The organism is Aureibaculum luteum (assembly GCF_003449015.1).
Lineage (GTDB): Bacteria > Bacteroidota > Bacteroidia > Flavobacteriales > Flavobacteriaceae > Aureibaculum > Aureibaculum luteum.
This window is the reverse complement of sequence record NZ_QRGD01000002.1, coordinates 437,438-458,945: the sequence shown is the minus strand read 5'-3', so window position 1 is coordinate 458,945 and position 21,508 is coordinate 437,438. Positions and strand designations below refer to the sequence as shown.

Here is a 21,508-nt window from a genome sequence, read left to right as displayed (position 1 = left end):
CCAAGGAGCGACGAGGAATCTGTTTAAAATCTAACGCTCCGATTGTGAGATTCTTCGCTGCGTTTCACTTCGCTCTGAATGACAGTTCTATATTTGTTCACTTCGCTTACTGAAACAAGTTCAGCACAGGCTGAATGACAGATGCTATTATGATCTAAACCTATTGACAATTACAATTGATACGAAAAAAAATCATTTAAAAATTCCATATTTTTATTAATTGTCTTTATTAATGTCTCTTTTTTACTCCTACTCCAACCTTTTATTTCATTCTCTCTTCCAATTGCTTCTTGAATCCAAGTAAACTTCTCGAAATATAACAAATATTCACAATTATATTTTGAGGCGAACGATTTTTTATTTAATTTAATATTTTCTGAATGTTCAAATAATCGTCTTGATAAATGATTTGTAACGCCAATGTACAGAACTGTTTTATTTTTATTTGTGATTATGTATACATGGTATGAGTGAATTTCTTTAGTACCGATGTTCATAAATACCGTTTTTTATATTACGCATACCTGTCATTCCGACGTAGGAGGAATCTGTCAAATTTTAACTCCAATCTAGCGGATTCTTCGCTCCGTTACACTTCCCTTACTGAAACAAGTTCAGCACAGGCTGAATGACATTTGTAAATTTGTTTCTCTCGTATCGACATTTATAGACGACTATCCGACTTATCCTTTGGTAACGTTGCTTTTACGTCGAAAACAATATGATCAGTTGCACAATACTTAGAAAGGTCTAATACTTTAAATTCCTTATGAGATACGGCTATTACTACACCATCATATTTTTTCTTAATATCACTTTCATTGACAATTAAATCAATACCATATTCATGTTTTACTTCAGCTGCAGTAGCCCATGGGTCAAAGACATCAATATTTACTTCAAATGACTCAAATTCGCGAACAATATCAATAGCTCTTGAATTTCTAATATCAGGACAGTCTTCTTTAAAAGTGATTCCTAATACCAATACATTAGATTCTTTGATAGGAATTCCCTTTTTAATCATCATTTTTACAGACTCTTGTGCTACAAAAGGTCCCATGCTGTCATTTAAGCGTCTACCCGCTAATATAATTTCAGGATTATACCCTAATTCCATAGCTTTTTGAGCCAAATAATACGGATCTACACCTATACAATGTCCACCAACTAAGCCCGGTCTAAAGGGTAAGAAATTCCATTTGGTTCCGGCTGCTTCTAATACTTCTAGCGTATCAATTCCCATTAAACGGAATATTTTTGACAGCTCATTCACAAATGCAATATTAACATCACGTTGTGAATTCTCGATTACTTTAGCCGCTTCAGCCACTTTTATAGATGGTGCTAAATGTGTACCTGCAACAATGATAGATTTATAAACATTATCAATATATGTGGCTATTTCTGGAGTTGAGCCAGAAGTAACTTTTAATATTTTGGTAACCGTATGTAATTTATCTCCCGGATTAATTCTTTCTGGTGAATACCCAGCATAAAAGTCTTTATTAAAAACCAAGCCAGAAACTTTTTCTAAAATTGGAATACATTCATCTTCCGTTGCCCCAGGAAAAACGGTTGATTCATAAACAACAACATCATCTTTAGACAATACGTTACCTACTGTTTCACTAGCCTTGTATAACGGTGTTAAGTCTGGTCTGTTACTTTTATCCACTGGAGTAGGTACCGTAACCACGTAAAAATTAGCCATTTCAATGTCAGACAATTCATCTGTTAACCAAAGTCCCGTTTTTGAGACTTTTAAATTTTCTAAGGAAGTAACGTTTACTCCTTCTAACTCCTCGGAAGACGTTTCTAAGGTAAAATCATTATTTCCTTTTAATTCATTAATTCTCTTGGTATTGATATCAAACCCTACTACTTGGTATTTCTTCGCAAATTCAACAGCCAAAGGTAAACCTACGTATCCTAAACCAATAATTGCAATTTTAGTTTCTTTCATACTATTTTGTCATTTTATAATTGTCATTGGGAGGAGCATAATAGAATTTTGTTCAATTAGCACTTATATACTATGCGACGTCGCAATCTCATAAATGTTATTAGAATGCCAATTCTAATCATTCCAACTTCCAACTTCTAACTTTTCAAATATGCTGTGCCAATCTTTAAAACTTCCCCCTATGCTTATGTTATACTTTATTCTTGAAACCCAACGTTTAACATTGCAAAAAATTATTTTTTAAATAACTTTTTTAACCAAGACTCCTTTTCGTTAGCATGATAACCGTTCTGGTATTTTCCATAACCACCATAACCATAGCCGTAACCATAGCCATAGCCATAACCATAAGTATCTTTAATTTTAAAATCGTTTAATACATAACTAATATTCTTCACTTCTCCATTTATATATTTATCATCAATCATCTTAGGCATACCACGTTGGGTATAGTTTTGTCTAATAATATAAACAATGGCATCAGCATATTTAAAGAGTTCAATTGCATCAGCTACTAAGCCTACTGGAGGTGTATCTATGATAATATAGTCATAATTTTCTTTTAAATACACCATCATTTCTTCAGCCTGGTCACTAATCAATAACTCAGACGGGTTAGGTGGAATAGGACCTGAAGTGATGATGTCTAAATTTGGAATCCTTGTCTTTTGAATCACTTCACACAATTCTTTTTGACCAATTAGGTAATTTACCACTCCCGTTTCGTTACTCACATCAAAATCGTCATGTAATTTTGGTTTTCTAAGGTCCAACCCAATTAAAATAGTTTTTTTATCACTCATGGCAAAAACCGATGCCATATTTATGGAACATAAGGTTTTACCTTCTCCACTCACGGAAGATGTAATCACCACAGTTTTAGAGTTACCACCTTTTTTAAATAAGAACTGGATATTAGACCGTAAGGCTCTAAAGGATTCGGACAACGATGATTTTGGACTATCAAACACGGCTAAATAGCTTTCTATTTTTCCACTGCCTATAACCCCTAATACAGGAATTTTATAGGCTTTTTCAATCTCTTCAACAGTAACAATTTTATTATTTAAAGCTTCTTTAATTAAGATATAAACAAACGGTAACCCAAGCCCTAATAAAGCTCCCACTAAATAATTAAATAGCGTATTTGGCGTAATTGGGCCTTGCCCTACATCTTTTGCCTTATCTAATATTTTTATATCAGAAACATTTGCCGCAATAGCTGTACCTGCTTCATATTGTTTTTGCTTTAAATATTCGTAATTCGTAGCCGTTATGTTGTAATTACGTTCATATTTAATTAACCCTTGTTCTTTTTTTGGTAAGGTATTTAATCTAGAATTAAACGTCCCCATTCTGCGTTTAATATTATTCAGGTTGGTTATGGTTTGACTTTTTAAATTGGACAAATTTTCCAACACCACATTTCGAGTTATATCAATATTGTCTTTTATGTTTTTTAATGGAGGATAATCTGGTGTTACCGTTTGTTCTAAGTTCTTTTTTTGTTTAGACAGCTCTACTAACTCTACAATGTTTTTAGCAATATTAGCATCTTCAATACCTAAATTTACAGGTGCGGGGATGTCTTGACCAATTTCATCATTAGAAGTAATATAACGTTCTAAACTGTCATAATACTGCAACCTATCATTTACTTCTTGCTGCTGCTTGTCTAATTCAGTAACGCCTTCTAATAGGCTTTGACCCTGCGAACTTAAATCATAAACCCCGCTTTGTTGTTTAAAGTTCCCTAAATCTTCTTCAATTTTTTTAAGATTTGTAGCCGCATCATGAAAAACCGTATCAATATATTTTTTTGTTCTCAGGGCATATTCAATTTTTTGTTTTTGCTGATCCTTATCTAACACTTTTACTGAAGTATTGATATAATCTTCAATTCTCTTTTTATTTGCACCTGTCAATACCAATTCTATTATTGAAGTACCGTCCTTTTTACTCCCTACTTTTATATTTTGATATTTTTTAACCGTTCCATTAAAATCTGAAAATAGGATATAATAGGTAGCATTAGATAATTTAGAGTTTGGTCTTTTAGGTTCTATTCTAAATTCAGAAAAAGGCATTTTTACGTTAAATTCAGAAAAAGGTGATTTTACAATTGATCTCAATTTAAAAGTTTCAGAATAAGTCTTTTTATCCGTGGTATAACTTTCTTTAGTATTATTATGGTAATTTATTAAGGTGAATTTCTCTTCCTCAAAATCTGTAGTGACTAAGACTTCGTTATTTTCTAAAAATTCTAATTTTATGGGCGTATTTAAAAGTTGATAACTAAGTGTATCCATAGTAATGGAAAAGGGCACTTTGCCATATACATCTTCTTTTCTAAAGCTCCCATCTTGTAAATAATTGATGTAATACTCTAATTTTCTGACCACCTTTTCGTTATGGGTTCTCGATTGTAATATGGTAATAATATTCTCCACCTTATCACTAGGCCCCCCCCAATTAAATGCAATATTTGTGCTAGAATTAAATAGCGGATTTTGCTCTTCTTTAACGGTGATAATACTATCTAGGCTATACAAACGTACTGCCCGTTTATTCACATAAAACGCAATAAGCACTCCTAAAAATAACATAATTAAAAACAGCTTCCAATGTGAAAGTACTTTAAAGATGTATTCCTTGATGTCAAAAGATTTTATATCATTAAGATCAAATTTATCTAATTGCTTCATTATGTATTATAAAGTTTTAGCTAATAAAATGGTGGTGGTCACAAAAGACAATACAGACACTATGGTCGTAAAGGTTTGTACACCCGTAGTACCTGTACCCCATGATTTTTGCTTCAAGGGTTCAATATAAATAATGTCGTTAGATTGTACATAAAAATCATCGGAAGAAAAAACATTTATATCTGTTAAATCCAACATTATTTTTTTAGTTCCATCTATCTGTTTTCTCACAATAGTTACTCTTTTACGGTCACCTGTAATTTCTATATCTCCTGCACTGGCAATGGCTTCTACAATGTTTACTTGATTTTGAAATAAAACTATGGGACCCGGACTAGAAACTTCACCCAATACGGTAAAACGGATGCCCGCTAATTTAACGGTGATAAAAACATCATCTAGATCTTTAAAATATTTAGATAATTCAGTCTCTATCTTTTCTCGCACTTCTTTCTCCGTATAGCCCAATACATTTATTTCTCCTATATAGGGGAATCTAATATTCCCATGTCGGTCTATAGTATAACCACTTAAATAAAATTGATCTGCACTAACTTGACCTGAATTACCAATGGTTTGGCTTTCTGACTGATTAAATAAAGCCACTAATGTTTCGTTATCGGCTTTTATTTTTATATCTAAAATGTCATTAACCTGCAATTTATAAGGTTCATTTAAGATTTTATACACCTCTTTATTCGCAGAAGGTTCTCCTTGAAAATAGGTCAACTCTTTTTTAGGAATACAAGAACTTATTAATACACCTAAACTTATTATGATTAAAATGTTACGTAGCATTAGTTTTTTTAACTTGTCGGCAAATATAATTTTAAAATCTCTATTATCCTTAATTTTGTACTTTAAAATATTAAACGGGCTTCTATAAATGCTATTTCAAATTAAATCTTATTTCAAATTTTTATTTAAATCTACAAACCAACATGGGGTGCATTCTCCTTTTGTTTTTAAGTTACTCACAGAATGTTTTTACGATAAAACAGGTAAACCTTGGTATTCAAAATTTCGTGATTACAGACGTTCATTGTTAAAAAATAATAGCAGTATCGCTGTAAAAGATTTTGGAGCTGGTTCAAAAGCCTTAGATAAACAGGAACGTAACGTAGCCGATATTGCTAAAAATGCGGGTATCACCCTAAAAAGAGCACAATTATTAGGAAGACTGGTCTCCTATTTTGATATTGAACACACTTTAGAAATTGGAACCTCGTTAGGTATATCAACTGCAGCAATGCGTATGGCAAATTTGAATAACTCAATTATCACCTTAGAAGGTTGCCCTAATACCGCTCAAATTGCAACCCATAGCTTTGATGCATTTGGGTTAAAATACATTCATCTAGAGATAGGAAGTTTTGTTGAGACCTTACCAAAAATGTTAAAAAACAACACCTTTGACCTTATCTATTTTGACGGAAACCATCAGAAACAAGCCACCATCGATTATTTTCTAGCCTGTTTGCCACATATTCATAATGAATCTGTCTTTATATTTGATGATATTTACTGGAGCAAAGGCATGTCAGAAGCGTGGCAGTATATTAAAAATCACCCGAGTGTTACCGTGAGTATAGATACATTCTATTGGGGAATTGTTTTCTTTAGAAAAGAACAAGAGAAAGAGGCTTTTGTGGTGAGGGTTTAGTATAAAGGAATAGAATTGCCACCTCGCATAACCTATAAGTACTAATTGAAGGAAATTCAGTGTTGCTTCTCGCAATAACAAAGGAATTCCCCTCTTGAGAGGGGCTAAGGGGAGTGTTTTTTATTAAATTAATTCTAAGGAACAATAAACAGATTGCCACCTCGCATAACCTATAAGTTCTAACTGAAGGAAATTCCATTATGCTCCTCGCAACGACCATGTGTCAATGGTCTTCGTTATTGCTGAATTTAAAGAGAATCATGCTCCTTTTCCTTAGGAAAGGGCTGGGGATAGGACATTAATAGGATTGCCACGTCACTTATAATGTAAGTACTACAATAAATAATTACGTTATGCTCCTCGCAATGACAGGTTAACAAAAAATGGTATGTATTATCCTCTAATTATTAATACATTTGCAATGACAAAAACCGATCAATGAAAATTATTAAATCACTACTAATTCTTAGTACAATCGTTCTATTTATCGCCTGTAAACAAGAGCAAAAGCCTTCACCTAAATCAAATACAAACACTTCAGTTAAATATGCTCAAGGGTTTGATATACAGTATTTTGACGGTATTAAAAAATTAATCATTAAAACACCATACCCTAATGCAGAAGAAGCTTTGGAGTATCTCATTATCCCTAAGGGAAATAGTGTTCCTGATAGTTTAAAAACGCTTAAAATAATTAGAACTCCGGTTGAGAAAGTCGTGGTTACTTCTACCACTCATATTCCTATGTTAGAGTTATTAGGAGAAGAAGATGCATTAATTGGCTTTCCTAATTTAAAGTATATTTCCTCTACTAAAACTCGTAACCGAATTGAGCAAAACTTAATCACAGAACTGGGTAACGAAGAAAGTATCAATACAGAAATCTTATTAGATATAGCCCCTGAACTTTTGATTGGCTTTTCAATGAGTAACAACAATAAAATGTTCAACACCATTGAAAAAGCTGGAATTCCCGTTGTTTTAAATGGAGATTGGTTAGAAGAAACACCACTAGGTAGAGCAGAATGGATTAAATTCTTTGCGGTATTTTTCGATAAAGAAAAGGAAGCAGACAGTATTTTTAACTCCATAGAAAAGAGTTATAATGAAGCCGTAACAATTGCAACAAATGCTACTACAAAACCAACCATCCTCTCTGGTGTACTTTATAAAGATGTTTGGAATTTACCTGCTGGTGAAAGTTTTGTAGCAAAATTCTTAAAAGATGCCAACACCAATTACCTTTGGGCAGATACAAAAGGAAAAGGAAGTTTATCACTAAGTTTTGAATCTGTTTATGATAAAGGTCAACATGCTGAATTATGGATAGCTCCAGGGCATTATTCGAGCTTAGAGCAATTAGAACAAGCCAACGAGCATTATGTGAAATTTGATGCTTTTAAAAACAATAAAATATTTTCTTTTACTCAGAAAAAAGGGGCAACAGGAGGTGCATTGTATTATGAATTTGCTCCCGTACAACCCCATATCGTATTAAAAGATATTATTAAAATTACACATCCCGATTTACTGCCTAATTATGAATCTGTTTATCTACAAAAATTAAATTGAGGTTAAAAAGTGCATATGGTCTGAAGTTTATTATTTTGCTATGTTTATTAGGGGTAGCATTTCTTATAAATATTAGTTTGGGTTCGGTTGATATTCCACTCGAAGATATTGTGAAGATATTATTCGGTAATGAATCCATAAAAGGTTCTTGGCAAGATATTATTCTTGATTTTCGTTTGCCAAAATCCATTACCGCCATTTTAGTAGGGTCAGGACTTTCCATTAGTGGTCTATTAATGCAAACGCTTTTTAGAAATCCTCTTGCGGGACCTTTTGTTCTAGGTATCAGTTCTGGGGCAAGTTTAGGTGTTGCTATATTAATTTTAGGAACTTCTACTTTTGCTGGTGCCGCCGCTACCCTATCTATTTCAAATATTGGAATTGCCATTGCCGCCAGTTTGGGTGCTTTCTTTGTCTTGTCCGTTGTAATGTTGGTGGCTAGAAATATTAAAAACACCATGTCCATACTTATTATTGGATTAATGTTTGGAAGTTTTACGGCTGCAATCATTAGTATTCTTGCCTATTTTAGTAGTGCCGAAAGCTTACAACAATATGTTTTTTGGACCTTTGGAAGTTTAGGAAACTTAGCGTGGAGTGAGATCTTGATTCTATTATTAGTTACCGTGTTGAGCTTAGGTCTAGTAATCACAATTATAAAACCGTTAAACAGTCTACTATTAGGAGAAAACTATGCGGTGAGCTTGGGTGTAAACTTAAAAAAAACAAGAAATTTAACAATGATAGTAACGGGTTTATTGACTGGCGTTATAACTGCTTTCTCGGGACCCATTGCCTTTATTGGGCTCGCTGTTCCACACCTTACAAAATTGATTATAAAAACATCAGATCATAAAATTATTTTGCCAGCAGTATCCATTATAGGAGCCATTATAATGCTTTTTAGCGATACCATTGCTCAATTACCTACAAGTGAATATACATTACCAATTAATGCCGTTACCTCGTTATTTGGGGCTCCAGTAGTGATTTGGTTGCTTATCCGAAAAAGAAATAGCTATTGATTACAAACCATTCACATATCGTACTAAAAACCGAAAATTTAAAAATTGGTTATCAACATAAAAAGCAAACACTTTGTATAGCTGATAAAATAAATATTAGCTTATCAAAAGGCCAATTTGTTTGTTTATTAGGGAAGAACGGAATTGGTAAATCTACATTAATCCGTACGTTAACCAAGGTGCAGCCGCAATTAGATGGCACTGTTCTCATTGGTAAGATAGCATTAGAATCGATATCAAATATTGATTTGGCAAAAAAAATGAGTTTGGTGATGACTGAGAAAATTCCCGAAAGTAACCTTACCGTTTATGAACTCATTGCCTTAGGGAGACAACCGTACACCAATTGGATTGGGAGTTTAACGGAAGATGATATCAATTATATTGATCTTGCTATTTCACAAACTAATATAAAACACATTATTGATAAAAGGTATAATGAACTTAGTGATGGTCAGTTACAAAAAGTAATGATAGCAAGAGCTTTGGCACAGAATACGGATCTTATTATTTTAGATGAACCCACGGCACATTTAGATATTCAGAATAAAGTAGCCATTTTTAAATTATTAAAAACCTTAACTCAAAAGTATCAAAAAACAGTTTTAATTTCTTCACATGAAATTCATTTGGCCTTGCAACTGGCTGATGAATTATTGTTAATGAATGAAAAAGGGTTAATTGCTGGTGATACTGAAACTTTAATTGCTGATGGCAGTGTTTCTACATTATTTAGTTCCAATTTAGTAACATTTGATGCGAGTTCTAAACAATTCGTTATAAATACTGATTAAATGGTTACTTTTGTGTATTCAAAATTTTTAATAAAATTGTTAATGAAGATTAGTCTTATCGTCGTTATTTTTTCATTTGTACTTTCTTGTAGTAGTACACAAAAAAAATCCGATTCTCAATCAGAAACTACACAAAGAAGTACCAGTATTGACCCTGTTGAAAATCTAGTTAAAGAGCCTTCTAAAGTTGACTTATTATCTGATTTCGGTAAAGTTTACGCAGAATCAATCATTCAAGAAGATTTAAAAGAAGTATTATATACCTTGGCTTCTGATGCTTATGAAGGTAGGTTTACAGGTGAACCGGGACAAAAAAAAGCAGCTCAATTCATAGCCAATTATTATAAAGGATTAGGTATTTCGGCGACTAACTCAGAGGGTAACTATTTACAAGAAATTCCAGAACCCTATTTTAAAGGAAGTGCCAAATCTAGCTCTGAAAATGTTGTAGCTTATATAAAAGGAACAGAGAAACCTGATGAATATGTGGTAATTTCTGCACATTATGATCATGTAGGTGTTAAAGGAGGAAAAGTATATAATGGTGCTGATGACGACGCTTCCGGCACTACTGCTGTCCTAGAAATTGCAAAAGCATTTCAAAAAGCCGTAAAGACAGGTAATGGTCCAAAACGTTCTGTTGTTTTTTTACATGTAACAGGTGAAGAAATTGGTTTATATGGTTCTAAATATTATACGGAGAATCCTATCTTTCCTTTAGAAAATACAATTGTCGATTTAAATATGGATATGATAGGAAGAATTGATGAAAAACATAAGGAAACTCCTGAATTTGTATATTTAATTGGTGCAGACAAATTGAGTACAGAATTACATGAAATTTCAGAAGCTGTAAATGAGAAATACACCAAATTAGCATTAGATTATACCTATAATGATGAAAAGGATCCGAATCGATTTTACTATAGATCGGATCACTATAATTTTGCAAAAAATAATATTCCTGTTATTTTTTATTTTAATGGAGTTCATGAAGATTATCATAAAGACACGGATACACCGGATAAAATTAGATACGATTTACTTCAAAAAAGAGCACAATTGGTGTTTTATACTGCTTGGGAAATTGCAAATCGAGATAAGAAATTAGAAGTAGATAAGGAATAAGTGTACGCCATCGTCGACATAGAAACTACAGGAGGTAAATTCAACGAAGAAGGTATTACCGAAATCGCCATTCATAAATATGATGGGCATCAAATTGTAGATAGCTTTATCAGTTTGGTAAACCCTGAAAGGAGCATACAACCATTTGTAGTAAACCTAACAGGTATTAACAATAAAATGTTACGTAATGCACCTAAATTTTTTGAGGTTGCCAAACGTATCATAGAAATTACAACAGATTGTGTAATTGTAGCTCATAATTCAAAATTCGATTACCGTATTTTACAGACAGAATTTAAACGTTTAGGGTATGAATATGAACGTGAATCTTTATGTACTGTTGAACTTAGTAAAAAATTAATTCCCGATTTAGATTCTTATAAACTCGGAAAGTTATGCCGAACGCTTGGTATTCCGGTAACGGACAGACATAGAGCTAATGGTGATGCCATTGCTACCGTTAAACTTTTTCAATTATTATTAGATAAAGATGTTGAAAAAGAAATCATCAAAAGTACCGTTAGAAACAAACCTAAATTACAGTTAGATCCTAAATTAATTGATATTGTTGAAGATATGCCTGCTAAAACAGGTGTGTATTATATCCATCGTTCTGATGGTGAAATTATCTACATTGGTAAAAGTGTAAATATAAAGAAACGTATCAATCAGCACTTTACCAATAGCAGCCAAAAATCTAAGAAAATACAAAATCTAGTGAGTATGGTGACGTACGAAATTACTGGAAGTGAATTGGTGGCATTGCTCAAAGAAAGTGAAGAAATTAAACGGAATAAGCCCATTTTTAATAGAGCTCTGCGGAGAACTGTGTTTACACATGCCTTATATAGCTTTATTGACGAGAAAGGGTATATTAACTTGGAAATTGATAAAGCAGATGGAAGGGAAAATCCGATAACTACTTTTGCGAATAGACAGAGTGCTAAAAGTCACCTTTTTAAAATTACAGAAGAATTTAAATTGTGTCAAAAATTAACGGGTATATACAACACCAAAACAAATTGCTTTAGTTACACCATTAAAGCATGTAATGGAGCTTGCATTGATGCCGAAAATCCGGAAGAATACAATAAACGTGTAAATCAAGTTATTGACAAACATAGTTTTGAAAATAAAAACATGGTAATTGTTGATAAAGGCCGTGAATATGATGAGCATAGTGCCTTATTGATTGAAAATGGTATTTTTAAAGGGATAGGCTTTTATAATTTGAATTACCAGATTAATAATATTGACGTGTTAAAATCGCTTATTACATCCATGGAAAATAACCGTGATGTACAACACATTATAAAAAGTTATTTACGCAGAAATAAGGTGAAAAAAATAATTGACCTATAATTATCTACATGAAATATTTTATTCCAATTATACTGTTGTGCATTAGTTATAATGGATTTTCTCAAGAAAAAGAAGATTATACTTTTGGTAAAATTTCACAAAAAGATTACGAGCTTACCATTTATGAACGAGATTCTACGGCAAACGCAGTTTACCTGTATGAAAAAGGTAAAACCACTTTTATTCAAACCTCAAACTCTATTGTTATAAGCACTAAATATTATGCTAAAATTAAAATTTTCAATAAGGAAGCATTTGATGTTGCAACAGTTGAAATACCAATATATAATAATAAAGACAATAGTGAAAAAGTAAGAGATATTAAAGCAATCACTCACAATGGTATGCAAAAAATGTATCTATCTAAAGACAATATTTTTACGGATAAAATTAATGACAATTGGTCTAACGTAAAATTTACAATGCCTAATTTAAAGGAAAGTAGTATTATAGAATATGAATACACTTTGGAGTCGCCCTTTAAATTTAATTTTAAAGGATGGGAATTTCAAACAGATATTCCAAAAATAAAAAGTAAATTCTATGCTCTAATCCCTGGTAATTATGTTTATAACAGACGATTAATGGGGTTTCAAGAGTTATCTGAAAATGAATCTAAGATAAAGAAAAGATGTTTTTCAATTTCTGGTATTGCCGGTGAAGCTGATTGCGAGGAGTTAACATATGCTATGGAGAATGTTCCTGCCTTTATTGAGGAGGATTATATGACTTCCAAAGAAAATTATCTTTCTGCCATAAAATTTGAACTTTCTGAATTTAGAGGTTTTGACGGCATAAATCATCAATATACTGAAACTTGGAAAAGTGTAGATAAAGAATTTAAAAGTGATAAGAATATTGGTAGACAACTTAGAAAGGTTGATTATTTAGAGAAAAGAATCCCTGAAGCTTTTTTAACGGGTACTAATGACCTCAATAAAGCAAAAAAAATTTATGCTTTTATAAAAGCACATTTTACATGGAATAATAAGATAAGATTATTCAGAGAAGTTGATGTAAAAGAAGCATTTTCTAATAAAATGGGAAATTCAACTGAAATTAATATTGCGTTAATCAATGCTTTAAATGCTGCTGGCTTTAATGCTGAAATTGCATTACTCTCTAGAAGAGATTATGGATTACCTACCAAATTATATCCTGTAATGACTGATTTTAATTATGCTATAGCTAAAGTTACTATTGATGGGAAAAGTTATCTATTAGACGCCACTCGAAAGACCATGCCTTTTGGTATGCTTCCATTTAATTTATTAAATTCATATGCACGCGTAATGAACTTTAAAAAAGGTAGTTATTGGGTAGATATTAAACCCAATAAAAACAATAGAGTTTTAATGACAATGGATTTAAAAATAGATGAAAATGGTAATTTTAATGGTTCCATTAAAAAATCATATTCAGGCTATAGAGCCTTTGATAAGCGAATTCAAATTATTGAATCTTCAGAGGATGATTACTTGGAAGAAATTGAAAATGACGATAAAATTATCGTAAACGACTATAAAAATTTGAATCTTGACGGTGAAGAAAATAATTTAAAAGAAGAATTCGATATCACTATCGAAAGTAATTTGAATGAGAATATAATGATTATTAATCCTTTTATTCTTTCAAAAATATCTAAAAACCCTTTTCAATTAAAAGAAAGAACCTATCCTATTGATTTTGGTTATCCTCGAACTTTTATATATAGCTTAAGACTTCAAACACCTGAAGGGTACAGTATTAAATCTTTACCAGAAAGTACCGCTTTTAAGCTACCTAATACAGGTGGGAATTATATTTTTAGTATACAAAAAAAAGCTAATGATATTGTAATGATGTATAAATTTGTAATCGGGAAAAGCTACTTTATACCAGAAGAATATCCATATCTTAAAGAATTTTACGCACAAATCATCAAAACTCAAAATTCTTTGATAACTTTAGAAAAAATATAAATAAACTTTTGGGAGCAAATAACGAAAAACAGAGTAGAAATTGGCGAGCAACATTACATGAAGTAATTTATGGTACGCATACACCTGCTGGTCCTTTGTTTGACGTCCTTCTATTAGTTCTTATTTTGTATAGTGTTATAATCGTTTTACTTGAAAGTGTAAAAGCATATAACGATGCTTACCACAACTTTTTTAATATCTCGGAATGGGTAGTTACCATACTTTTTACCATCGAATACATTTTACGTGTCATCTGCGTTAAAAAACCTCAAAAGTATATTTTTAGCTTTTATGGTATTATTGATTTGCTTTCTACCATGCCAAAATACCTATCATTTTTCTTTTGGGGCTCACAATATTTTGCGGCTTTAAGAGCTTTGCGTCTGTTAAGGGTATTTAGAATTTTAAAGTTAGTGCGTTTTTTAGGTGAATCAGATAATTTAATCAAAGCGATTAGTGCGAGTAAAGCAAAAATATTTGTTTTTGTTTTTTCAGTGTTGGTTATCTCCGTTATTCTGGGTACTGTTATGTATTTAGTTGAAGGTGCAGCTCATGGTTTTAACAGTATTCCGCATAGTATTTATTGGACCATTGTTACATTGACAACAGTGGGCTATGGAGATATTTCACCCGAAACTCCGTTAGGACAATTTATAGCCACTATAATTATGATTATTGGTTATGGAATTATTGCCGTACCAACTGGAATTGTATCGGCTGAATATACCATGGCAAATAAGAAAAACAACCATCATGATGATGGTAGAGCTTGTGCTTCTTGTGGTGCAGAAATTCATCGTAATGATGCCGAGTATTGTAGAAAATGTGGACATAAATTAACTGATGAATAAGTATCTGATTACCATTGTAGGACCTACAGCAATTGGCAAAACAGCGTTAAGTATTGCAATTGCAAAACATTTCAATACAGAAATTATTTCCTCTGATTCCAGACAGTTTTTTAAAGAAATGAATATTGGTACTGCTGTACCTAATTTAGAAGAATTAGAAGCGGTACAGCATCATTTTATCCAACATATTTCTATTAAAGATGCGTATAGTGTTGGGCATTTTGAAAAAGATGCCCTCTTAAAACTTGATGAGCTATTTAAGACGCATAATGTTGCTGTAATGGTTGGTGGTAGTGGTTTATATACTGATGCTGTCTTATACGGCTTAGATGATTTTCCTAAGGTTGATCCCCAAATTCGTATAAATTTAAAACTTCAGTTGGAAGAAGAAGGGATTTCGTCTTTACAAGAAAAATTGAAAACACTAGATGCAGAAACTTATCAAAACATTGATTTAGAAAATCATCAACGCCTTATAAGAGCTTTAGAAATTTGTATAGGCACAAATAAACCATTTTCTTCATTTCAAAATAAACATAAAGTAAAAAGAAATTTTATTCCCATTAAAATTGGATTGAATGCTGATCGAGAAATTATATATAATAGAATTAATCTACGGGTTGATTTAATGATTGCTAATGGATTATTAGATGAAGCTAAATCATTGATTAAGCACAAAGACCTAAACGCATTACAAACAGTAGGATATAGAGAGTTATTTTCTTATTTTGAAGAAGAAATCACTCTCGATTTTGCTATAGAAGAAGTTAAAAAGAATACACGCAGGTTTGCAAAAAGACAATTAACATGGTATAGAAAAGACACATCTATTAAATGGTTTGATTATCAAGATGCTCCTGAAAATATTGTGGAATGGTTAGGCCATACTATTAAAATGAATAATGGTTAATTGTTCCAATAAAATATTTCTTGTACTACTATTTACTTCAAATTAAATACCTCTTTTCGGTATTTAATTCAAACGCGAAGCATCATCGCGTCTCTAAAAAATACTTTTATTATAATCTTCGGGAAATTTACCGTCAATATCTTTATAAAAATCTTGAATTATCGTCATGTCGTGATTAAAATCACCCGTGATATCAACAATTTTTCCCACTCCTGCTATTTTATTGGTATAATCAAGAAAGCCCAAACCAACAGGTACCTTGGCGGTTTTGGCTATATAATAGAATCCGGTTTTCCATTTCTCTACCCATTTTCGGGAACCTTCGGCAGGAATCATTAAAATTAGTTTTTCTTGCGTATTGAATAAATTAACGGCATAATCTACCAAGTTATTTACTTTACTCCTATCAACACCGATTCCACCTAACCATCTAAAAAAGTAACCGTGTAAACCTTTTGTATATACATTTTTTATCAAAAACTTTGACTCCACTCCTGCTTTCCAATAGACCGCTAAGGCGTAGATTAAATCCCAATTAGAAGTGTGTGGTGCTGCTAACATTACACATTTATCTACTTTAAACTTTTCAGGGTATGTAAATTTCCATCCAAAGATAAAGAGCGTGAATTTACCTATTAGTTTTTTCATTTAATATGTATTGTAAATTTTGATTAAAGCAATTTCCATTTCCTTTTTTATCTCACTAGAAGAAACTAAATAATTGTTATTCATATAGCTAAAAATCAAAAATGTTCCTTTTTTTGTAATTATGTATCCACTTAAAGAGGTTACCGCACTCAGGGTGCCCGTTTTGGCATACACAAAAGGTATTCCATTATTAGCATACCAGCTTTTAATAGTACCTGACTTTCCACCAACAGGAAAATAATTCAATAGTTTTTCTCTCGGAATTTCATGATACATTTTTTCCAATAGTTTTACCGTATTTTCAGGGGTAAATTTATTGTACACAGACAGGCCGGAACCATCTACCCATTTAAAATCTTGAGGTAAGTCATTTAAATAATTTTCTTTGGCATACTTAATTGCTTCTTTGGTATTGAATTTACCAACCATTTCTTCACCCACTTGCAACATCAATTGTTCTGCTATAAAATTATCACTAACCGTTAGCATTTGTTTGTATAAACTATCATACTTCTGACCATAGACATACTTAAAATCATGCTGTGTATTCGGTTTAATTAATGTCACTGGCTTACCTAAAGTATCACTTAATAAACTAACAGTTAATTCATTGTTTGTCAGAAATGGAACTTCATAATTACGTTTACTATTTTTTTTAATATAAAAATTATTTTGTCTTAAATCACGCCATAATAAAATAGAATCCATAGCTGTAATATTCTTCTTTAAATAGGTGGGATAGCTTTTAATTTCACCTAAATTCCATTTATACATCAATAGGTTACCATAAATGGGAAAGAGATTTTTCTCTGGTTGATAGTAATAAGGATAATCATCCCAAGACCAGCCATTACCAAACGCTGGATCTTCAATATTTGTATCTATTAAATAAATACTATCTTTTTCATTACTTAAAAAATTCAATACTTTAGAACTGTCAAAACCAAACAAAAACGAAGGGTCTGCTGTTCCTTTAATAATTAGAGAGTCTTTCGTTCTATAATAGGCCAAACTTTTAACAGAGTCTTTAAAAGTTCTATACGCGGCATAAAACGTATATAGTTTGGTGTTTGATGCCGGGGTAAAATATTTTGCACCATTGTGATTCACAATCTGCTTTTTAGTAGCGGGATTATACAATACAAAACCGTTAAAAAAGGCTGAAGACTTATCGTGCTTATTTAAGTCATTTTTCAATTGATAAGTGGTGCCACATGACGACAATAAAATACTAATAACTAGTGCTTTAAACGTGTTAACAAATGTTTTATTCTTCAAAATATTCATCTTTAAATCCAATTAAATATAATTTTTCTTGTGCTCTAGTAACCGCAGTATATAACCATCTATAATAAGCAAGACTTGGTCCTTCTGGCAAATAGGGTTGCTCTAAAAAAACCGTTTTCCATTGTCCACCCTGAGATTTATGACAGGTCATTGCGTAAGAAAACTTTATTTGTAATGCATTAAAATAGATATTATTTTTAACTGCTAACAATCGTTTATATGCTGATTTTTCATCGGCATAATCTTTTGAAACTTCCTGATATAATGTATTAGATTCGTCATAGGTTAATGATGGGCTTTCACTTGATAATACATCTAACAGTACAACGGTTTCAAAAGGTTGTTGATCCGGATAATCTATCATTCTCACGGTAACTCCAGCAAACCTAAATCCATAAAGATCTTTATAATCAGAAATTCTTAAGATTTCACAAATATCACCATTTGCAATAAAACCAGCCTCGGCATTATCTTCTAACCAAAAATAGTTATTTTTTACAACCATTATATAATCTCCTGTCGCAATTTCATTTTCTTGACCTCTAATGGCACTTCTAATTTGTTCGTTGTATTGATTAGCTCGCTTGTTTGAACGTACAATAAAGGCCGTGTCTTCTACTCCACTGCTATCATAAGCAACAGTTATTGCATCTTGAATGTCGTATCCATCCGTTAAACGAATAATATCTGGAAAATTTAAATTAAAAGTGAAATTTTCAAAATAACCGTCAGATAATAATCCACGTATTTTAGTTGCATTTTCAAGAATTCCAGAATCTTGATGCTGACGCATCACTTCATTCAATTCAATTTCTATTACTTTTTTATTATAATTAATTTCTAGGGTTTCTGCTTTTAATGCAGGACTCAATTCTAATTTTACAGGCGGTAACTGGGCAGTATCACCAACAAAAATAATTTTACAATTTTTACCAGAATAAACATATGATATTAAATCGTCTAGTAAAGAAGCCTGGTCAGAAAACTTTACATTCCCTGCGTTATCAGGTATCATAGAAGCTTCATCTATAATAAATATGGTATTGGTGTGTTTATTTTGTTGTAACGTAAAAGATATTCCTCCATTATTAGCTTTACGTGGATGGTAGATTTTTTTATGGATTGTAAATGCCTTCTTTTTTGAATAATTGGAAATTACTTTTGCCGCTCTTCCTGTAGGTGCCAATAACACAGATTTCATCCCAACTTGCCACATATTATTGACTAACGTACTCATTGTAGTTGTTTTACCTGTTCCTGCATAACCTTTTAGGAGGAAGATGGCATTTCTGTCATTATCAAAAATATAAGCAGACAATTTGTGTAATAAATGATCCTGAATGCTAGTTGGCGTAAAAGGAAATTCACTTTTTAGTAATTTATAAAAGTCTAAAGGGCTTGATATCATTGCGTTTTTTTACTAATACATCAAAGGTACAAATTGATTCACCATAAAAGTTTTAACTTTAATTTTTTTTTGTAGCTTTGCTGTATAACCATATAAAAATCAAATTTATTTAAAGATGTACACAATTCTAACCATCATTGCAGCAGTTCTAGTAGTTGGTCTGCTCGCGTATTTAATTGTTAATAAAATTCCTAAGGGAATAAGACCAATAATTTCTATATTACTATGGGTTCTTATTGCTTTTTTAGGGTATAGTATTTACACAGCTATTATGGCTCCAATAGCATTTAATAAGGAAAAAGTAAAAAGATATTCAAAGGTAATTGATAATTTAAAAATGATTCGTGATGCGGAATTAGCACACAGACAAGTAACAGGGGTATTTACAGATAAGCCTGGTGATCTTATTAAATTTATTGATACTGCTAAATTTGCCATTACTGAAACTAAAAATATTGTAGTTCAAGAGCAAAGAGGTGCACTTAGCATTGATGTAGAAAAAAGAGTTATTGACACCATTGGTTTTAAAGATGTTCGTGCAGATTTCGCTGGTAGAAACTATGCAAACATGTTTGATGTTCCTGGTACCAATGCTAAATTTGATTTACAGACAAGTTCTGTAGAAAAAGTGCAAGGTATTAGTGCTTCTGTTTTTGAAGCAAAAATAGATAAAGCTATAGTTTTGGAAGGTTTAAATAAAGATTTTATTAGACAAGAAAAGGAAGCTTTAGGTGGTGTAGATGTTAGAGGTGAATTTATAACTGTAGGATCTTTAGAAGACGTTAAAACTGGTGGTAACTGGCCTCCTTCATATGATACAGCAGAAGAAAAAGATAAAGACGAATAGTTTAGATGTTAAACATCTAGAGAACAATCATTTATCCATCCAATTCAGTTTGGGTGGATTTTCTTTTTGTGTCTTAAACAAAGAGAATAACACATTTGTTGCTCTTAATGATTATGACTTTGTTGAGCCTAATAATTCTCCGCAACGTCTTATTGCTAATATTTCTTCTATTTTCGGAAATGATGAGTTGTTAAAACAACATTACAATTCCGTTTCTGTAACCCATATAAATGATTTATTTACGCTTGTACCTAAACCATTGTTTAATGAAGATAGGCTTCAAGATTATGTAAGTTTTAATACCAAAGTATACCCCCAAGATTACTTAGTGTTCGATGAATTAAAAAACATGGACATCGTTAGTGTTTTTATTCCTTTTGTTAATATCAATAATTTTTTAATTGATCAATTTAGCCATTTTGAATACAAACATAACTCAACAGTTTTAATAGAAAATTTATTAGCAATTTATAAGTACAGTTTAGTGCCAAAAGTATTTGCTCATATGGCAAATGGTCATTTTGAATTAATTGTTATTGCTAATAAAAAATTACAATTCTATAATACTTTTAAATTTTCTACTAAAGAAGATTTTATCTACTATGTTCTATTTACTGCTGAGCAACTAAAATTAAATCCTGAAAAATTTGAATTTCTATTTTTAGGGTCTATTGAAAAAACGGACGATATCTTTGCTATGGCATATAAATATATTAGAAATGTAAACTTATTAGAAAATAGGTCAAAATATAGTTTTGACGAAGCTTTTTCCGAGACCGATAAACGTACTTATTATTCCATACTCAACCAATATTAACAGGCAAAATATATTATATGCGTATTATTTCAGGAAAGCATAAAGGAAAAAGAATTACGGCTCCAAAAAAATTACCCGCTAGACCTACTACAGATTTTGCTAAAGAAGCTCTTTTTAATATCATTAATAACGATTATTATTTTGAGGATTTAGCTGTATTAGACCTTTTTTCTGGTATTGGTAGTATTAGTTTAGAATTTGCTTCTCGTGGAGCCAAGGAGGTAATTAGTGTAGACAACCACTATAATTCAGTGCAGTTTATTCAAAAAATGTCCGATGAACTTCAGCTAAACATTAGATCTCTAAAAAGTGATGTTTTTAAATTTCTAGAAAAGAATCAATTAACTTTCGATATTATTTTTGCTGATCCACCTTATGATTTTACCAAAGAACAACTTACTGTAATTTTAAGTTCTGTTTTTGATAATGAAATGTTGAATACTGATGGAACAATAATTATAGAACATTCTAAGCATACAGATATTTCTGATCTACCAAACTTTAGTTATTCGAAAAGATATGGTAGTAGTATGTTTAGTTTTTTTAACAATTAACAATACATAT

Annotated in this window: 19 protein-coding genes; 12 read left to right on the top strand and 7 right to left on the bottom strand. The window is 31.6% G+C overall.

Features of this window, described 5'->3' with window-relative positions; translation table 11 throughout:
* Positions 1 to 170 precede the first annotated feature (170 nt).
* The 4 genes from D3P13_RS07195 to D3P13_RS07180 all read right to left on the bottom strand — a co-directional run bounded on the left by D3P13_RS07195 (position 171) and on the right by D3P13_RS07180 (position 5,469).
* Positions 171 to 497 (bottom strand): GIY-YIG nuclease family protein, encoded by a 327-nt coding sequence (locus D3P13_RS07195; protein WP_117880637.1) that lies wholly within the window; start codon positions 495 to 497, stop codon positions 171 to 173.
* A gap of 167 nt (positions 498 to 664) precedes the next feature.
* Positions 665 to 1,966, bottom strand: coding sequence for a nucleotide sugar dehydrogenase (locus D3P13_RS07190; RefSeq protein ID WP_117880636.1), 1,302 nt, complete (start codon positions 1,964 to 1,966; stop codon positions 665 to 667).
* Between the two features lie 233 nt (positions 1,967 to 2,199).
* Positions 2,200 to 4,671, bottom strand: coding sequence for a polysaccharide biosynthesis tyrosine autokinase (locus tag D3P13_RS07185; RefSeq protein WP_117880635.1), 2,472 nt, complete (start codon positions 4,669 to 4,671; stop codon positions 2,200 to 2,202).
* 6 nt (positions 4,672 to 4,677) lie between these two features.
* Positions 4,678 to 5,469, bottom strand: coding sequence for a polysaccharide biosynthesis/export family protein (locus D3P13_RS07180; protein ID WP_117880634.1), 792 nt, complete (start codon positions 5,467 to 5,469; stop codon positions 4,678 to 4,680).
* Between the two features lie 88 nt (positions 5,470 to 5,557).
* Between D3P13_RS07180 and D3P13_RS07175 the strand changes: the two genes are divergently transcribed.
* The 9 genes from D3P13_RS07175 (at position 5,558) to miaA (ending at position 15,937) form a co-directional block, all read left to right on the top strand.
* Positions 5,558 to 6,334 carry an O-methyltransferase gene (locus D3P13_RS07175; RefSeq protein WP_117880633.1) on the top strand — a complete coding sequence of 259 codons (777 nt, stop codon included), beginning with the start codon at positions 5,558 to 5,560 and terminating at the stop codon, positions 6,332 to 6,334.
* A 438-nt stretch (positions 6,335 to 6,772) separates the two neighbouring features.
* Entirely contained in the window at positions 6,773 to 7,906 is a 1,134-nt protein-coding gene (locus D3P13_RS07170; RefSeq protein WP_117880632.1) for an ABC transporter substrate-binding protein, read from the top strand.
* A complete protein-coding gene (locus D3P13_RS07165; RefSeq protein ID WP_117880631.1) occupies positions 7,903 to 8,931 on the top strand; it encodes a FecCD family ABC transporter permease in 1,029 nt (342 codons plus the stop codon). Before D3P13_RS07170 ends, D3P13_RS07165 begins: the two co-directional genes overlap by 4 nt.
* On the top strand, positions 8,928 to 9,725 hold the full coding sequence (locus tag D3P13_RS07160) for an ABC transporter ATP-binding protein (protein ID WP_117880630.1): 798 nt from the start codon (positions 8,928 to 8,930) through the stop codon (positions 9,723 to 9,725). Before D3P13_RS07165 ends, D3P13_RS07160 begins: the two co-directional genes overlap by 4 nt.
* Positions 9,726 to 9,767: 42 nt before the next feature.
* Positions 9,768 to 10,853, top strand: a complete 1,086-nt coding sequence (locus D3P13_RS07155) for a M28 family metallopeptidase (protein WP_117881221.1) — start codon at positions 9,768 to 9,770, stop codon at positions 10,851 to 10,853.
* On the top strand, positions 10,854 to 12,215 hold the full coding sequence (locus D3P13_RS07150; protein ID WP_117880629.1) for an exonuclease domain-containing protein: 1,362 nt from the start codon (positions 10,854 to 10,856) through the stop codon (positions 12,213 to 12,215).
* A gap of 8 nt (positions 12,216 to 12,223) precedes the next feature.
* Complete coding sequence (locus tag D3P13_RS07145; RefSeq protein ID WP_117880628.1) at positions 12,224 to 14,176, top strand: hypothetical protein; 1,953 nt, start codon at positions 12,224 to 12,226, stop codon at positions 14,174 to 14,176.
* 8 nt (positions 14,177 to 14,184) lie between these two features.
* Positions 14,185 to 15,027 carry an ion transporter gene (locus D3P13_RS07140; protein WP_117880627.1) on the top strand — a complete coding sequence of 281 codons (843 nt, stop codon included), beginning with the start codon at positions 14,185 to 14,187 and terminating at the stop codon, positions 15,025 to 15,027.
* Positions 15,020 to 15,937: a tRNA (adenosine(37)-N6)-dimethylallyltransferase MiaA gene (gene miaA, locus D3P13_RS07135; protein ID WP_117880626.1), complete on the top strand. Its 918-nt coding sequence runs from the start codon at positions 15,020 to 15,022 to the stop codon at positions 15,935 to 15,937. Before D3P13_RS07140 ends, miaA begins: the two co-directional genes overlap by 8 nt.
* A gap of 93 nt (positions 15,938 to 16,030) precedes the next feature.
* Here the strand turns inward: miaA and D3P13_RS07130 are convergent, their stop codons facing one another.
* From D3P13_RS07130 to D3P13_RS07120, 3 genes are read right to left on the bottom strand one after another with little or no spacing between them, the layout of a single operon-like run.
* On the bottom strand, positions 16,031 to 16,585 hold the full coding sequence (locus D3P13_RS07130) for a 1-acyl-sn-glycerol-3-phosphate acyltransferase (protein ID WP_117880625.1): 555 nt from the start codon (positions 16,583 to 16,585) through the stop codon (positions 16,031 to 16,033).
* Entirely contained in the window at positions 16,586 to 17,863 is a 1,278-nt protein-coding gene (locus D3P13_RS07125; RefSeq protein ID WP_198679985.1) for a D-alanyl-D-alanine carboxypeptidase, read from the bottom strand.
* Complete coding sequence (locus tag D3P13_RS07120) at positions 17,853 to 19,280, bottom strand: ATP-dependent DNA helicase (RefSeq protein ID WP_117880623.1); 1,428 nt, start codon at positions 19,278 to 19,280, stop codon at positions 17,853 to 17,855. The genes D3P13_RS07125 and D3P13_RS07120 overlap by 11 nt, the downstream gene beginning before the upstream one ends.
* Before the next feature lie 115 nt (positions 19,281 to 19,395).
* On the opposite strand from D3P13_RS07120, the gene D3P13_RS07115 reads away from it, so the two are divergent.
* The 3 genes from D3P13_RS07115 to rsmD are packed head-to-tail and all read left to right on the top strand — an operon-like array spanning position 19,396 to position 21,498.
* Entirely contained in the window at positions 19,396 to 20,127 is a 732-nt protein-coding gene (locus D3P13_RS07115; RefSeq protein ID WP_117880622.1) for a hypothetical protein, read from the top strand.
* Positions 20,093 to 20,944 (top strand): DUF3822 family protein, encoded by an 852-nt coding sequence (locus tag D3P13_RS07110; RefSeq protein ID WP_117880621.1) that lies wholly within the window; start codon positions 20,093 to 20,095, stop codon positions 20,942 to 20,944. The genes D3P13_RS07115 and D3P13_RS07110 overlap by 35 nt, the downstream gene beginning before the upstream one ends.
* 17 nt (positions 20,945 to 20,961) lie before the next feature.
* Positions 20,962 to 21,498: a 16S rRNA (guanine(966)-N(2))-methyltransferase RsmD gene (rsmD, locus tag D3P13_RS07105; protein WP_117880620.1), complete on the top strand. Its 537-nt coding sequence runs from the start codon at positions 20,962 to 20,964 to the stop codon at positions 21,496 to 21,498.
* Positions 21,499 to 21,508: the final 10 nt, after the last annotated feature.

Bases quoted from the DNA above. Each gene is read 5' to 3' on its own strand.
- D3P13_RS07130 (WP_117880625.1), bottom strand. From the start codon at position 16,585: ATGAAAAAACTAATAGGTAAATTCACGCTCTTTATCTTTGGATGGAAA.
- D3P13_RS07115 (WP_117880622.1), top strand. From the start codon at position 19,396: ATGTACACAATTCTAACCATCATTGCAGCAGTTCTAGTAGTTGGTCTG.
- D3P13_RS07110 (WP_117880621.1), top strand. From the start codon at position 20,093: ATGATACAGCAGAAGAAAAAGATAAAGACGAATAGTTTAGATGTTAAA.
- D3P13_RS07120 (WP_117880623.1), bottom strand. From the start codon at position 19,280: ATGATATCAAGCCCTTTAGACTTTTATAAATTACTAAAAAGTGAATTT.
- D3P13_RS07185 (WP_117880635.1), bottom strand. From the start codon at position 4,671: ATGAAGCAATTAGATAAATTTGATCTTAATGATATAAAATCTTTTGAC.
- rsmD (WP_117880620.1), top strand. From the start codon at position 20,962: ATGCGTATTATTTCAGGAAAGCATAAAGGAAAAAGAATTACGGCTCCA.
- D3P13_RS07190 (WP_117880636.1), bottom strand. From the start codon at position 1,966: ATGAAAGAAACTAAAATTGCAATTATTGGTTTAGGATACGTAGGTTTA.
- miaA (WP_117880626.1), top strand. From the start codon at position 15,020: ATGAATAAGTATCTGATTACCATTGTAGGACCTACAGCAATTGGCAAA.
- D3P13_RS07170 (WP_117880632.1), top strand. From the start codon at position 6,773: ATGAAAATTATTAAATCACTACTAATTCTTAGTACAATCGTTCTATTT.
- D3P13_RS07175 (WP_117880633.1), top strand. From the start codon at position 5,558: ATGCTATTTCAAATTAAATCTTATTTCAAATTTTTATTTAAATCTACA.
- D3P13_RS07145 (WP_117880628.1), top strand. From the start codon at position 12,224: ATGAAATATTTTATTCCAATTATACTGTTGTGCATTAGTTATAATGGA.
- D3P13_RS07155 (WP_117881221.1), top strand. From the start codon at position 9,768: ATGAAGATTAGTCTTATCGTCGTTATTTTTTCATTTGTACTTTCTTGT.
- D3P13_RS07195 (WP_117880637.1), bottom strand. From the start codon at position 497: ATGAACATCGGTACTAAAGAAATTCACTCATACCATGTATACATAATC.
- D3P13_RS07180 (WP_117880634.1), bottom strand. From the start codon at position 5,469: ATGCTACGTAACATTTTAATCATAATAAGTTTAGGTGTATTAATAAGT.